This is a genomic window from Arthrobacter agilis (genome assembly GCF_030816075.1).
GTDB classification, from domain to species: Bacteria; Actinomycetota; Actinomycetes; order Actinomycetales; family Micrococcaceae; genus Arthrobacter_D; species Arthrobacter_D agilis_E.
In genome coordinates this window covers 439,969-454,433 of record NZ_JAUSXO010000001.1, presented here as the reverse complement: position 1 = coordinate 454,433, position 14,465 = coordinate 439,969, and the positions used below count along the sequence as shown (strand labels likewise).

Genomic DNA, 14,465 nt, shown 5'->3' with positions numbered 1-14,465 from the left:
GGTCCCTCGCCGGGCCCGTTTAACGAGGGTAACCGCCCTCCTGATCAACTGCCGATCTACTACGCCGTGAAACGCGGGAAGGCGCTGCGGCCGGCGTAGCGTGCGGCGTCGTCGAGCTCCTCCTCGATGCGCAGCAGCTGGTTGTACTTGGCCACGCGCTCGCTGCGGGCCGGGGCGCCGGTCTTGATCTGCCCGGCGTTGGTGGCCACGCAGATGTCGGCGATGGTGGTGTCCTCGGTCTCGCCGGAGCGGTGCGAGGTGATGGTCGTGTAGCCGGCGCGCTGCGCCATGGAGATGGCGTCGAGGGTCTCGGTGAGGGTACCGATCTGGTTCACCTTGACCAGCAGCGAGTTCGCAGTCTGGTTCGAGATGCCCTTCGCGAGGCGCGTGGGGTTCGTGACGAAGAGGTCGTCGCCGACGAGCTGGACGCGGTCGCCGATGGCGTCGGTGAGGTGCTTCCAGCCCTCCCAGTCGTCCTCGTCGAGGGGGTCCTCGATGGAGACCAGCGGGTAGTCGCGGACGAGCTCCTCGAAGTAGGCACTCATCTCCTGCGTGCTCAGCGACCTGCCCTCGAACTGGTAGGCGCCGTCCTTGTAGAACTCGGAGGCGGCGACGTCGAGCGCGAACGCGATGTCCGTACCCGGGGTGTAGCCGGCGCGCTCGACGGCGGTGGTGATGAGGTCCAGCGCGTCGCGGTTGGACGGCAGGTTCGGGGCGAAGCCGCCCTCGTCACCGAGGCCCGTGGCGAGGCCCTTCTCCTTCAGCACGGACTTCAGCTCGTGGTACACCTCGACGCCCCAGCGGAGGCCCTCGGAGTAGGACTGCGCGCCGAGCGGCACGATCATGAACTCCTGGATGTCGACGTCGGAGTCGGCGTGCGAGCCGCCGTTGAGGATGTTCATGAGCGGGACGGGCAGCACGTGCGCGTTCGGGCCGCCGAGGTAGCGGTACAGCGGCAGGGCCGAGGACTCGGCAGCGGCGCGGGCGATGGCGAGGGAGACGCCGAGCATCGCGTTGGCGCCGAGGTTGGACTTGTTCTCGGTGCCGTCGAGGTCGATCATCGCCTGGTCGATGGCGCGCTGGTCGGCGGCGTCGAAGCCGAGGAGGGCAGGCTGGATCTGCTCGATGACGGCTTCCACGGCCTGCAGGACGCCCTTGCCGAGGTAGCGGCCCTTCTCGCCGTCGCGGCGCTCGTTGGCCTCGAACGCACCGGTGGAGGCACCGGAGGGGACGGCCGCGCGGCCGAACGTGTCGTCGTCGAGCAGTACCTCGACCTCGACGGTCGGGTTGCCGCGGGAATCGAGGATTTCCCTCGCGTGGATGGCATCGATGATGGCCATGGATTTGCTCCTCTTCGTTGGAGTGTAGGAATTCACATCGTGTTGGGACGTCTTTGTCAGAGCAACGGAGGTGTTGCTCCCAGCCTAGTTCACGCGCGTGCCGACGTGGGCTGGATCACCGGGACACCCATCGGCTCAGGGGCCGTCGGCGTCGCGCTGGTAGTCCAGCACCGCGCGGCGCAGCGCCCGCTCCGGGTCGATACCGGCAGCGAGGGCCCGGCGGGCGAGCGCCAGCAGCTCCCGGCCGAGCTGCTCCTCCCCCGGGTCCCCGGCTGCGGCCCCGGTGTCGACTGCAGGGGCGGACCCGACGGGCTCCCCCGCCCGGCGGAGGGTCTTCACCGCGAGGGCGAGCGCGGGGAGGTGGGACGGGATGCCGTCGAAGGGCGAGGTGCGGGCGGGCCGTTCCTGCTGCTTCACGGACTGCCAGGTCGCCACGATCTCGTCCACCGACGCGGGGAAGCTCCCCCGCAGCGCACCATCGGGGGCGAACACGTGCGGATTGCGCCGGACGAGCTTGGCCGTGAGCCCGGCCGCGACGTCCGCGAATCCGAAGGCCCCCTCCTCGGCCTGCAGCTGCGCGTGGAGGACCACCTGGAACAGGACGTCGCCGAGCTCGCCCCGCAGTTCGTCCCGCAGCGCATCGGGCGGGTGTGCTGCGCGGGCGATGTCGTCGACGGCCTCGTAGAGCTCGTACGTCTCCTCCACCAGGTACTCGAGCAGCGACGCGTGGTCCAGTGCCGCCGTCCACGGGCAGTGGCGGCGGAGGAGGTCCACCACCTCCACGAGCCGCTCGACCGCCGCGCCTGGGGTGGGCCCGGGCGCGGCGTCGAAGCGCAGGGAGGGTGCGTCCGTCACGGGGTCGGTCAGGCCGACGCCTGCCGGGCGGCCGTGTCGAAGCTCTCCGCGACGTACTGGGCCAGCGCCTCGCGGTCCTCGAGGGGCAGGAACGCGGCGTCGACGGCGTTGAGGGTGAGCTCCAGCAGGTCGCCGAGGTCGTACCCGAACGTGTCGACGAGCAGTTCGAACTCCCCGGTGAGGGTCACCCCGCTCATGAGGCGGTTGTCGGTGTTGACGGTGACCTTGAACCCGAGCTGGTAGAGCAAATCGAAGGGATGCGCGTCGATGGTGTCACCGAACGCCGCGATGGCCCCGGTCTGCAGGTTGGAGGACGGGCACAGCTCGAGCGGGATCCCGCGGTCCCGGACCCAGGAGGCGAGGCGCCCGAGGTTCGCGATGCCGACCTCCTCGCCGTCCGCGGCCTCCTCGTCCACGGACTCCTCGATCTCGATGTCCTCGGCGATGCGGACGCCGTGGCCGAGTCGCAGGGCGCGCCCGGCGACGAGTGCGTCCTGGATGCTGTCCAGGCCGGCCGCCTCGCCCGCGTGGATGGTGGCGGGGAACTGCTCGGAGGCCAGGAAGGTGAACGCGTCGGTGAAGCGCGAGGGCAGGAAGCCGTTCTCGGCGCCGGCGATGTCGAAGCCGACGGCGCCCCTGTCGCGGTGGCGGACGGCGAGTTCGGCGATCTCCTGGCCGCGGTCCGCGTGACGCATCGCGGTGATGAGCTGGCCGACCTGGATCACGCGGCCGGTGGCGATGACGGCGGCGGCGCCCGCCTCGAGGCCCTCCTGCACGGCCTCGACGGCTTCGTCGAGCGTCAGGCCCTTCTGGGTGTGCTGCTCGGGGGCCCAGCGCACCTCCCCGTACACGACGCCGTCGAGCGCGAGGTCCTCGACGAACTCGCGGGCCACCCTGATGAGGCCCTCGCGCGTCTGCATCACGGCGATCGTGTGGTCGAAGGTCTCCAGGTAGCGTTCGAGCGAGCCCGAATCCGCGGACTCGCGGAACCAGGCACCGAGCGCCTCGGCGTCCGACGCCGGCAGCTCGTGCCCGATCCCGGCGGCGAGTTCGACGATGGTGGCCGGCCTCAGCCCGCCGTCGAGGTGGTCGTGAAGGGAGATCTTCGGCAGGGTCTGGATGTCGATGGCGGCGTCGGGGACGGCGTCGTTCTGGGTCTGGGTCACGCTGCCAAGCCTACGCGATCAGCCTCAGGGCGGGCTGGTCTCGCGGGACGGCTCCGGCACGTGCACGGCGCTGCCGGAGGGGTGGTCGGCGGGCTGGGCGAGCGGTCCGTCGAGGGTGGTCTGCAGCGGGGTGGAGCCCCGGACGAGGGCGATCACGCGGTCCACGACGAACCCGATGACGACCGCGATCGCGATGGCCACCGCGATGCCGAGCAGGTGGTTGTGCTGGAACCAGGTCCCGGCGAGGGCACCGATCCCCACGGAGTACCCCGCCCAGACCACCCCGGACAGCGCCGTGAGGGCGACGAAGCGCCGGTGCGAGTAGCCCGTGGCGCCGGCGGTGAGGTTCACGGCCACCCGGCCGATCGGGATGAAGCGCGCCACCAGGACCAGCGAGGCGGCGCGTTTCGCGAGTTCCCTGCCCGCCCAGGTGAAGGAGCGCTGCATCCGCGGCCGGCGCATCCAGCGGAAGCGCGTGGTGCCGATCGCCCTGCCGAGGAGGTACGCGATGTTGTCGCCGAGGAACGCCCCGAGCGCCCCGACGAGGATGAGCAGCCACGGGTTGGGCACACCCTGGGTGATGACGAGCGAGGCCAGGCCCACGACGACGGACTCGCTGGGGAACGGCGGGAAGAAGCCGTCCACGATGCAGCACACGAGGACGAGGAGGTACACCCATGGCTGCTCGGCGGTCGCGAGCACGAAGTCGCTGATGCCGCCGAGTGCGCTGGTGATCGCGTCCATCGTGTTCCTCCCGCTCGTCGTCCCGCGTCGGCCCGCCGGAATCGGATACGGGGGACGAGCGCGGGACGGGACGCCCGGGGGTGGTCCCGACCGGACCGCCGTGTGTCGCCGCGCGTCTGCCTCCGACGCTACCGGTGGTCACCATTGTGGGTCGTCGCCCTTCCGGGCGACATGCTTCGGCGGCCGGCTCACCCTCAGGGATGAGACCGGCCGCCGGAGCCCCTACGGGTAGACCCTGAGGCGGACCGCTAGGCGATGCGGTCGATGATGAGCTGCTGGGCGGGACGGGAGCCCTCCGGAGCGATCACGACGGCGTCGGCGAGGGCCTCCCGCGCGCGGTCGAACTTGTCGGGGGTGTCGGTGAGCAGCGTCATGAGCGGCTCTCCGGCGCGTACCGGCGCGCCCGGCTTCGCGTGGAGGCGCACACCGGCTCCCGCCTGCACCTGGTCCTCCTTGCGGGCGCGGCCGGCGCCGAGGCGCCAGGCGGCGACACCCACCGAGAGCGCGTCGAGGCCCACGAGGACGCCGTCGGCCGGGGCGAGGATCACCTCGGACTCCTTCGCGACCGGCAGGGCCGCCCGGGGGTCGCCGCCCTGCGCCTCGATCATCCTGTTCCAGACGTCCATGGCACGCCCGTCCTTCAGCGCCGCGGCCGGGTCGGCGTCGCGCACGCCCGCGCAGGCGAGCATCTCCTCGGCGAGGCGGACGGTGAGTTCGACGACGTCGGACGGGCCGCCGCCGGCGAGGACCTCGACCGACTCCTCGACCTCGATGGCGTTGCCGGCGGTGAGGCCGAGCGGGGTGCTCATGTCGGTCAGGAGCGCCACCGTGTTCACGCCGGCGTCCTTGCCGAGGGCCACCATGGTCTCGGCGAGTTCGCGGGCCTGGGCCACGTCCTTCATGAAGGCGCCGCTGCCCACCTTGACGTCGAGGACGAGCGAACCGGTGCCCTCGGCGATCTTCTTGCTCATGATCGAGGACGCGATGAGCGGGATGGCCTCGACGGTGCCGGTGACGTCGCGCAGGGCGTAGAGCTTCTTGTCGGCGGGGGCGAGTCCCGTGCCGGCGGCGCAGATCACGGCACCGACGTCGGCGAGCTGGCGCAGCATGGCCTCGTTGCTGAGGTGCGCCTGCCACCCCGGGATGGACTCGAGCTTGTCCAGGGTGCCGCCCGTGTGGCCGAGGCCGCGCCCGGAGAGCTGGGGTACCGCGACGCCGAACACGGCGACGAGCGGGGCCAGGGGCAGGGTGATCTTGTCCCCCACGCCGCCGGTCGAGTGCTTGTCGCTCGTCGGGCGTCCGAGCGAGGAGAAGTCCATGCGCTCGCCGGAGGCGATCATGGCGGCGGTCCAGCGGGAGATCTCCGCGCGGTCCATGCCGATGAGCAGGATCGCCATGTTGAGGGCGGCCATCTGCTCGTCGGCGATGACCCCGCGGGTGTACGCGTCGATGGTCCAGTCGATCTGCTCGGGGGTCAGGGTACCGCGGTCGCGTTTGGTCCGGATGATGTCGACGGCGTCGAAGGCTTCGGTCATGGGGATGTCCTCGGGTTGTTCGGGGTGATGGTCGGGGAGGACGGGAGGGGCGCGGCCGGTCCGGCCACGCCCCTCCCGTCCTTATTCTCAGGCGAGGTGCTGCGGCCCGAAGGCGTCCGGCAGGACCTCGTCCATGGTGCGGATGCCGCTGACGGTCAGGAGCACCATGTCGGGTGCGCGGAACTCGTACAGCAGCTGGCGGCAGCGGCCGCACGGCATGAGCGTGTTGCCCTCGCCGTCCACGCAGCTGAACGCCCTGATCCGGCCGCCGCCACTCATGGCGATCGCGCTGACCAGCGTGCACTCGGCGCAGAGCGTGAGCCCGTAGGAGGCGTTCTCCACGTTGCAGCCGGAGATGATCCGGCCGTCCTCGAGCAGGGCAGCCACGCCCACGGGGAACTTCGAGTACGGGACGTAGGCCTTTTTCATCGCCTCCGTCGCGGTGGCGGTGAGCGTGGCCCAGGGGATCTCGGTCCCGGTGGTGTCTGTGTCGGTCATGGCAGGTGCTCCTAACCCTTGATGTAGGGGATGCCGCTGGCTCCCGGCGCCCGCGAACGGCCCACGAGACCGGCGACGGCGAAGACCGTCACCACGTAGGGCAGCATGCGCAGGAACTGGTCCGGCACGGGTGTGCCGAGCAGGCTCAGCACGTTGGACAGATTGGTCGCGAAACCGAACAGCAGGGCCGCGAAGAACGCGCCGATCGGGTTCCAGCGGCCGAAGATGAGGGCCGCGAGGGCGATGTAGCCCTGGCCCGCCGTCATGTCGCGGCCGAAGCCGGAGACGGCCACGAGCGTGAAGAACGACCCGCCGATGCCCGCGACCACGCCGGCGAGCAGCACGTTCATGAACCGCATCCGGTTGACGTTCACGCCGAGGGTGTCGGCGGCCTTCGGGTGCTCCCCGACCGCGCGCGTCCGCAGGCCCCACCGGGAGTGGTAGAGGGCCACGTAGACGACGGCGACCGCGATGTACATGAGGTAGCCCACGATGGTCTGCTGGAACAGGATCGGGCCGATCACGGGGATGTCCGCAAGGAACGGGATCTCGATCACGGGAAGGCGCGGCGGCGAGTTCCACCGCTCCGCGTCCTCGCTGAGGACGGCGGAGAACAGGAACCCGGTGAGCCCGGAGACCAGCACGTTCAGCACGACGCCGACGATCACCTGGTTGACCACGTACCGGATGCTGAAGACGGCCAGGACCAGCGACACGAGGACACCCGCGACGGCCGCCGCGAGGAGGCCGACGAACGCGCTGCCGGAGAGGGAGGCCGCGACGGCGGCCGCGAAGGCGCCGAACAGGAGCTGCCCCTCGATGGCGATGTTGACGACGCCGGACCGCTCGCAGAGGACACCCGAGAGGGAGCCGAAGATCAGCGGCACTGCGAGGGTCACGGACCCGGCGAGGAGCCCGTAGAGGGCCACGTTCGGGGTGCGGGCGCTGCCCACCACCCAGGTGAGGAACGCGATGAGGAACAGCACCGCGAACACGGCCGGCACCCAGGTGGGCGTCTTCTGCGCGGACCGGGTGCGGAGGATCGCGAGGACCGCGAGGGCGAGCATCGCGAGGGCCGCGATCCAGCCGATCACGGGGGCGGACACGACGATCGAGGGCAGGACGATCGGGTCGTTCTCCTCCGAGAGCCGGAACGTGACGTCGTTGCCCGGCGCGCCGAGGGCGAAGACCAGCAGGGCGAAGAGGGCGACGACGGACAGGATGATCGGGTTCTTCCAGCTGCGCACGCCGGTGTCGCCGGTGCCGCGGGCGGGACTGTTGCTCTGGTCGCGGGCCGTGGTTGCTGTGCTCATGCTGCTGCTCCGGTCGAGGCTGGCGTGCGGGTCGTGGAGCCGCCCCTGCCCGCGCGGGACGCGCCGGGTGCGGGGAGGCGGAACAGCGCGCGGACGAGCGGCGGCGCTGCGATGAAGAGGACGATGAGCGACTGCACCACGAGGACGATGTCGATGCTGGTCCCGGTCGAGGCCTGCATGGCCACTCCCCCGGCACGGAACGCGCCGAAGAGGATGCCGGCGGCGAAGGTGCCCCACGGCGAGGAACGGCCGAGGAGCGCGACGGTGATCGCGTCGAAGCCGAAGCTCGCCGCGACACCCGAGGTCAGGACCTTCTCGGTCCCCGACACCTGCGCCACACCGGCGAGGCCCGCGAGGGCTCCGGCGATGGCCATGGCGAGGATGTAGCCCTTGCTGACGTTGACGCCGGCCGTGCGGGCGGCGCTCGCATTGGCGCCGACGGCCCGGAGCTCGAAGCCGACCGTGGAGCGGTTCAGCAGCCACCACACGAAGACGGTCGCGAGCACGGCGACGACGAAGCCCCAGTGCAGGCGGAAGGCCGGACCGAGCAGCGGCGGGTACAGCGCGGAGGCGTCGAGCTGGGGGCTGATGGGGTTCGTGGACCCCGGCCGCTGGAACGCCGGGGTGCTCAGGAAGTAGAGCACCAGGTTCGTCGCGATGTAGTTGAACATGATGGTGAGGATGACCTCGTGGGCGCCGGTGCGTGCCTTGAGGAGTCCGACGAGTCCGGCCCACACGGCCCCGCCCACCATGCCCGCGAGGATCACGAGGAGCAGGTGGAGGCCGACGGGCAGGTGCAGGGTGAAGCCGACCCACCCGGCGAACGTCGCGCCGATGAGGATCTGCCCCTGGGCACCGATGTTGAACAGGCCCGCCCGGAAGGCGAGGGCCACGCCGAGGCCCGCGCAGATGAGCGGCGTCGCCACGGTCAGGGTCTGCGTCAGGGGGTAGATGACCCGGGTGAAGGACTCGCCCTCGAGGTTCAGCACCGACCCCTGGAACAGTGCGAGGTACGCGCCGGACGCGGCCGACCACGCGGCGGCCAGGGTGTCCTGGGGGCGGCTGAAGAAGTACGACGACGCCCGCGCCACCTCCTGGTCGGTGACCGCGATGAGCAGGCCGCCGAGGATCAGGGAGAGCACCACGGACAGGAAGGCGACGAGCGCGTTCCCCGTCATGATGCGCTGCAGGAGGGTCGATTCCGGGGCGGGGCCGGCGCCGAGGCCGGCCGCGGTCACGGGAACGGCCGGTGGCGGCAGTTCCCCGCCGGCCGTCTCGACGGCGTTCTCGAGGCGCACCTCGTCCTGACGGGCGGTGTCGTTCGCCTCCCGGCGGGTGTGCGGAGCACCGTCGTCGGTTGCCGGGGTTACCGGCCTGTCGTCCTGCGGGGTCACAGGTTTCCTCCTTGAACGTCGTGGGCCTGCGCCAACGCCTCGTCGGCGGGCATGCCGGCCATCATGAGGCCGAGGACATCGCGTGAGACCGTGCCGGGCACGATCCCCATGAGCCGCCCGCGGTACAGCACCGCGATGCGGTCGGCGAGCTCCAGGACCTCGTCCAGTTCCGTGGAGACGATGATCACCGGCGTGCCGCCGTCACGCTCCGCGACGATCCGGCGGTGCAGGAACTCGATGGAGCCGACGTCGACGCCGCGGGTGGGCTGCGAGGCGATGAACAGTTTGAGTGGCCGCGAGAACTCGCGGGCCATGACGACCTTCTGCTGGTTCCCGCCGGACAGCGTGCCGGCCGCGGCGGACGCCGACTGGGTGCGGACGTCGTATTCCGCGATCTTCTCCTCGGCGTTCTTCTCGATGGCCGAGGGCGACATGGACAGGCCCTTCGCGAAGGGGGCGTCGTCGTACCGGTTGAGGATGAGGTTCTCGGCCACGGAGAACGTGCCGACGAGGCCCTCGACGCTGCGGTCCTCGGGGACGAACCCGACGCCGGCACGGATGATGTCCTTGACGCTGCGGCCCACGAGTTCGGTGCCGCCGAGCGTGATGGACCCCGTGACGTGGTCCTGCAGCCCCATGATCGCCTCGGTGAGCTCTGTCTGCCCGTTGCCCTGCACGCCGGCGACCGCGAGGATCTCGCCCTCGGCGACGTCGAAGCTGAGCCCGTCCACGACGTGCTGGCCGTTGGCGGCCTGGACGGTGAGGTCGCGGACCCGGAAGGTCACCTCGCCCGGGGTCGCGGGCCGCTTGTCGAGCGTGAGGCTGACGGACCGCCCGACCATGAGGGACGCGAGCTCCGTGGTGGGAGCGCTCGGGTCGGCGGTGCCGACCACCTTGCCTCGGCGGACGACGGTGATCACGTCGGACACCGCCTTGACCTCGCGCAGCTTGTGCGAGATGAACACGATCGACTTGCCGTCGGCCTTCAGCTGCACCATGATGCCGAGCAGTTCGTCGGTCTCCTTGGGGGTCAGCACGGCGGTCGGCTCGTCGAGGATCAGCACCTCGGCGTCGCGGACGAGGGCCTTGATGATCTCGACGCGCTGCTGCACACCCACCGGGAGGTCCTCGACCACGGCGTCGGGATCGACGTCGAACCCGTACTGGTCGGAGATCTGCCGGATGCGCGTGCGCGTCTCCTGGAGGTTGAGCATGCCGCCGGCCTTCGTGGACTCGTTGCCGAGGGCGACGTTCTCCGCGACGGTGAAGACCGGTACGAGCATGAAGTGCTGGTGCACCATGCCGATCCCCGCGGCCATCGCGTCCCCGGGACCCTTGAAGGTCACCGGCTTGTCGTCGACGCGGATCTCGCCCTCGGTGGGGTCGTAGAGCCCGTACAGGACGTTCATGAGGGTGGACTTGCCGGCCCCGTTCTCGCCGAGCAGGCTGTGGACCTGCCCGGGTTCCACGACGAGGTCGATGGAGTCGTTGGCCACGAGCGATCCGAAGCGCTTCGTGATGCCGATCAGTTCGAGTTTCACAACTCAACCAGCCTGTTCTGTTGTGGTGTCTTCCTGTCGGAATCGAGCGGAAGTCACCGGAAAGGATACCGGGTGCGGCTCCGGTGCGCGCACCCGGGGGGAACGCAAACCGCCCTCCTCCCTGCGGGAGACCCGCGGGGAGGAAGGCGGTGTGCGACGTGCTGGTACTACTTGGGGCTGGCGGCCGAGTCGACCGTGATGTCGCCCGAGACGATCTGGTCCTTCAGCTCGTCGAGCTTGGTCTGCAGATCGGCGGGGACGTTGGCCTCCTGGTCGTGGAACGGCGCGAGCGCCACGCCACCGTTCTCCAGCGTGCCCACGTACGGGGTGCTGTCGAACGTGCCGTCGACGTCGGTGCTGACGACGTCCTCGACGGCGTCGCCCATGAGCTTCATGACCGAGGTGAGGATGAATTCCTCGCCCTTGCCCGCGGTCTCGTAGCCGTCGGAGTCGACCCAGATCGCTTTGACGTCCTTGCCGGCGCCGTTCGCCTCGATGACGGCGTCGAGCGTGCCGGCACCCACCGGTCCGGCGACGGGCATGATGATGTCGGCGCCCTCGTTGATGAAGTTCTGGGTGTTGGTCTTGCCGGCGGCCGCGTCCTCGAAGTTGCCCACGAAGGTGCCGTTCTGGCTCTCCTTGTCCCAGCCGAGGAGCTGGACGTCGCCGCTCGTCTCCTCGTTGAAGTAGTCCACGCCCGCGGCGAAGCCGTCCATGAAGATGGTGACGGTGGGGATGTTGATGCCGCCGTAGGTGGCCACCTTGCCGGTCTCGCTCGTGGCCGCGGCCGCGTAGCCGGCCAGGAAGGCCGCCTGTGCCGTGTCGTAGATGATCGGCTTCACGTTCGGCAGGTCGATCGAGTTGTCGTCGATGATCGCGAAGTGCGCGTCGGCGTTGGCCTCCGCGGCCGCCTTCGTGGTGTCGGCGAGCAGGAAGCCCACGGTGATGGTCAGGTTGCAGCCGGCCTGGACCATCTGGTCGACGTTGGGGCCGAAGTCGGTCTCGGCCTGCGACTCGGCCTGGTTGATCTTGATGCCCAGGTCCGTCTCCGCCTTCTTCAGTCCCTCGTAGCTGGACTGGTTGAACGAGCGGTCGTCGAATCCGCCCGAGTCGGAGACGATGCAGCCGAGGTAGTCGGAGTTCGCCTCGGCGCTGGCGCCGCCGCCGGACGAATCCTCGGCCGGCGGCGCACCGCAGCCGGAGAGGACGAGGGCCGATACGCCGAGAACGGCGGCGGACAGGCCGGTTCCGCGCGAAAACTTGCGCAGTGAGTTCTTCAAAATGCCTCCAGGAGAAAAGTGCGCCACGGGTACGAGGACCAGTGAGTGTCCATCACGGGTCTGTTGCGATCCGAGGCTCTGTTGTCACTGGAAGACCGTGGCGCCGCGACACCGTCGGTGCAGCACGTATGCGAACATCCTAAGGGCCAAGTGACGGGGAGCACTACACGGCCCGCCCGGAGCCGGTGATCGTTCGGGTTTCGTTATGCACCGCGCCTCAGGACGAGGGAGGACGGGCCCTGCGGACGTCAGTCGTCGTCCCCGAACACGACCCGCAGGGCGGCGGCCGCCATGACGCGGACGCCGCAGCCGATGGCCCGCTCGTCCGGCGCGTAGTCGCCCCGGTGCAGGTCGAACGTCTCGCCGCCCGGGGTGCGCGTCCCGAGCCGCATCATGGCGCCGGGCACCTCCTGCGTCATCCACGCGAAATCCTCCCCGCCCATGGACTGCGGGGTGAGGACGACGGCGTGCGAGCCGAGCTCCGCGCGCGCCGCGGCCTCCAGCAGACCGGTTTCGGCCTCCTGGTTCACCACCGGCGGCACCCCGCGGATGTGCTCGAGCTTGACGTCCACGCCGAACGGGGCCGCCACCTCGCGCACGGCGCGGTCGAGCAGCTCGCCCGCGGAGTGCCAGGCCTCGCCGTCGAGGCAGCGCAGGGTCCCGGACATGAAGCCGTGGGCGGGGATGGCGTTCGGGGCGGAACCGGCGTGGATCTGCCCCCAGACCACCGACACCGCGCTGCGGACGTCGATCCGGCGCGACAGGACGGCGGGGACGTTCACGGCGATGGACGCGAGCGCGAAGACGAGGTCCTCGGTCAGGTGGGGGCGCGAGGTGTGGCCACCCCTGCCGCTGAGCTCGACCCGGATGGTGTCCGACGCGGAGGTGATGGCGCCGATGCGGGTTCCCACGGAACCGACGTCGATCCTCGGGTCGCAGTGCAGCGCCAGGATGCGCGGGACGCCGGCGAGGACGCCCTGGGCGATCACGTCGAGCGCACCGCCGGGCATCAGCTCCTCGGCGGGCTGGAAGATGATCCGCACCGTGCCGGGCAGCGCCTCCTCGGCGTCGAGCCCGGCGAGGACGAGCGCGACGCCGAGCATCACGGTCGTGTGGATGTCGTGCCCGCAGGCGTGGGTCACGCCCGTCGAGGCAGAGGCGAACGGGAGTCCGGTCTCCTCGATGATCGGCAGTGCGTCGATGTCCGCGCGCAATGCCAGGCGGAGCGGTCCGCGGCCGATGTCGACGAACGCGCCGGTGCCCTCGAGGCGCCGGGGCGCGAGCCCCGCCTGCTCGAGCCGGGCCACGAGGACGTCGGTGGTGCGGTGCTCCTTGTAGGAGAGCTCCGGATGCCGGTGCAGATCGCGGCGGATCCCGATCAGCTCGTTGTGGAACTGCTCGAGGGAGGCCCCCACCCGGGAGGTCGGTGAACTCTGAGTGATGAACGTATCCACTCCCTCAGCCTACCGACCCGGGGCCGGGCTCCCCACCCGGGTCCGCGCAGGCGCCGTGTTCGACAGATCGCCCTCCCGCGGGACCCGGGTGGGCGCCACGGCGTCAGAGGACGTCGGTGTCGCCGCTCGCCCGCAGGCGCTCGACGGCCTTCTTGACCTCCTGGGCGTGCTCCTTGGTGGTGACGAGGAGCGCGTCGGGGGTGTCGACGATGACGACGTCGTCGATCCCGATCAGCGCGATCACGCGCTTGGTGTCCGAGACCACGATGCCGGAGGCGTTCTCGGAGAAGACGCGCGCGCCCTCCCCCATCACCGTGAGCTCGCTGTTCTCCTCCGCGGGGTTCAGGCGGCCGATCGCGGCGAAGTCGCCGACGTCGTCCCAGTTGAAGACCCCGGGGATCATGGCGACGTCACCGGCCGCGGCGGCGGGCTCCGCGACGGCGTAGTCGATGGCGATCTTCGGGAGGGTCGGCCAGACCCGGCGGGCCACCTTGACTCGCTGCGGCGTGTCCCACGCCTCGGCGATCTCCATCAGGCCCGCGTAGAGCGCGGGCTCGTTGGCGGACAGGTGCTTGAGCATGAGGTCGACGGGCGCCACGAACATGCCCGCGTTCCACGAGTAGTTGCCGCTCTCGATGTACCCGTCGGCGACCTCCTGCGAGGGCTTCTCGACGAACTCGATGACGGCGCGGGCGCTGGGCGCCCCCTCGGCCGCGAGGGACTCGCCGGCCCGGATGTAGCCGAACCCGGTGGAGGCGTGGGTCGGCTTGATGCCGATGGTGACGATGTACCCGCGGGCTGCCGTGTGGATGGCCTCGCGGACGGCGTCCTGGAAGACGTCCACGGGCGCGATGACCTGGTCGGCGGCGAAGGACCCCATGATGATGCTCGGATCCCGCTGGTGGAGGATGGCGGCGGCCAGCCCGATCGCCGCGCCGGAGTCCTTCGGCTCGGATTCGAGGACGAGGTTCATGTCGTCGATCTCGGGCAGCTGCTCGAGGACGGCGCGGCGGTGCACGATGCCCGTGACCACCATGGTGCGGCCGTCGCACAGGGGGCGGAGGCGGTCGTACGTCGCGCGGATCAGGGTGCTGCCGGAACCGGTGAGGTCATGCAGGAACTTGGGGGCGGCGGCCCGCGAGAGCGGCCACAGGCGCGTGCCCGTGCCTCCCGCGGGGATGACGCCGTGGAAGCGGTCCAGCGCGTTGTCGGGGGTCTGGCCAGCGGCCCTCTCGGTATTCATCGCTTCCACGGTAACCGACGCACGGGAACCGGTTCCGTCGGGCGGCGTCACAGGCCTTCACGCGGCGCCGGCACCGGAGCGGATGCGGACGCGAATGCCGAC

General features: G+C 70.5%; 12 protein-coding genes. All 12 read right to left on the bottom strand.

Annotated elements, in window-relative coordinates:
• Window positions 1-59 precede the first annotated feature (59 nt).
• On the bottom strand, window positions 60-1,340 hold the full coding sequence (gene eno, locus QFZ50_RS02090; protein WP_307081452.1) for a phosphopyruvate hydratase: 1,281 nt from the start codon (window positions 1,338-1,340) through the stop codon (window positions 60-62).
• Between the two features lie 135 nt (window positions 1,341-1,475).
• The gene (locus tag QFZ50_RS02085; RefSeq protein WP_307081450.1) at window positions 1,476-2,195 is read right to left on the bottom strand and encodes a MazG nucleotide pyrophosphohydrolase domain-containing protein; all 720 of its coding nucleotides are present in this window, start codon (window positions 2,193-2,195) and stop codon (window positions 1,476-1,478) included.
• 8 nt (window positions 2,196-2,203) lie between these two features.
• Window positions 2,204-3,361, bottom strand: a complete 1,158-nt coding sequence (locus QFZ50_RS02080) for an adenosine deaminase (RefSeq protein ID WP_307081448.1) — start codon at window positions 3,359-3,361, stop codon at window positions 2,204-2,206.
• Between the two features lie 24 nt (window positions 3,362-3,385).
• Entirely contained in the window at window positions 3,386-4,105 is a 720-nt protein-coding gene (locus QFZ50_RS02075; protein WP_307081446.1) for a DedA family protein, read from the bottom strand.
• A 248-nt stretch (window positions 4,106-4,353) separates the two neighbouring features.
• Entirely contained in the window at window positions 4,354-5,640 is a 1,287-nt protein-coding gene (locus QFZ50_RS02070; RefSeq protein WP_307081444.1) for a thymidine phosphorylase, read from the bottom strand.
• An 87-nt stretch (window positions 5,641-5,727) separates the two neighbouring features.
• A complete protein-coding gene (locus tag QFZ50_RS02065; RefSeq protein ID WP_307081442.1) occupies window positions 5,728-6,138 on the bottom strand; it encodes a cytidine deaminase in 411 nt (136 codons plus the stop codon).
• Between the two features lie 11 nt (window positions 6,139-6,149).
• Complete coding sequence (locus QFZ50_RS02060) at window positions 6,150-7,451, bottom strand: ABC transporter permease (protein ID WP_307081440.1); 1,302 nt, start codon at window positions 7,449-7,451, stop codon at window positions 6,150-6,152.
• Window positions 7,448-8,845: an ABC transporter permease gene (locus QFZ50_RS02055; RefSeq protein ID WP_307081438.1), complete on the bottom strand. Its 1,398-nt coding sequence runs from the start codon at window positions 8,843-8,845 to the stop codon at window positions 7,448-7,450. Before QFZ50_RS02055 ends, QFZ50_RS02060 begins: the two co-directional genes overlap by 4 nt.
• The gene (locus QFZ50_RS02050; protein ID WP_307081436.1) at window positions 8,842-10,386 is read right to left on the bottom strand and encodes an ABC transporter ATP-binding protein; all 1,545 of its coding nucleotides are present in this window, start codon (window positions 10,384-10,386) and stop codon (window positions 8,842-8,844) included. The genes QFZ50_RS02055 and QFZ50_RS02050 overlap by 4 nt, the downstream gene beginning before the upstream one ends.
• 167 nt (window positions 10,387-10,553) lie before the next feature.
• The gene (locus tag QFZ50_RS02045; RefSeq protein WP_307081435.1) at window positions 10,554-11,666 is read right to left on the bottom strand and encodes a BMP family lipoprotein; all 1,113 of its coding nucleotides are present in this window, start codon (window positions 11,664-11,666) and stop codon (window positions 10,554-10,556) included.
• 248 nt (window positions 11,667-11,914) lie between these two features.
• The gene (locus QFZ50_RS02040; protein WP_373462294.1) at window positions 11,915-13,081 is read right to left on the bottom strand and encodes an amidohydrolase; all 1,167 of its coding nucleotides are present in this window, start codon (window positions 13,079-13,081) and stop codon (window positions 11,915-11,917) included.
• Between the two features lie 142 nt (window positions 13,082-13,223).
• On the bottom strand, window positions 13,224-14,363 hold the full coding sequence (locus QFZ50_RS02035) for a mannose-1-phosphate guanylyltransferase (protein WP_307081431.1): 1,140 nt from the start codon (window positions 14,361-14,363) through the stop codon (window positions 13,224-13,226).
• Window positions 14,364-14,465: the final 102 nt, after the last annotated feature.

Excerpts from the sequence above, each read along its gene's own strand:
- QFZ50_RS02070 (WP_307081444.1), bottom strand. The coding sequence starts at position 5,640 with ATGACCGAAGCCTTCGACGCCGTCGACATCATCCGGACCAAACGCGAC.
- eno (WP_307081452.1), bottom strand. The coding sequence starts at position 1,340 with ATGGCCATCATCGATGCCATCCACGCGAGGGAAATCCTCGATTCCCGC.
- QFZ50_RS02075 (WP_307081446.1), bottom strand. The coding sequence starts at position 4,105 with ATGGACGCGATCACCAGCGCACTCGGCGGCATCAGCGACTTCGTGCTC.
- QFZ50_RS02060 (WP_307081440.1), bottom strand. The coding sequence starts at position 7,451 with ATGAGCACAGCAACCACGGCCCGCGACCAGAGCAACAGTCCCGCCCGC.
- QFZ50_RS02065 (WP_307081442.1), bottom strand. The coding sequence starts at position 6,138 with ATGACCGACACAGACACCACCGGGACCGAGATCCCCTGGGCCACGCTC.
- QFZ50_RS02035 (WP_307081431.1), bottom strand. The coding sequence starts at position 14,363 with ATGAATACCGAGAGGGCCGCTGGCCAGACCCCCGACAACGCGCTGGAC.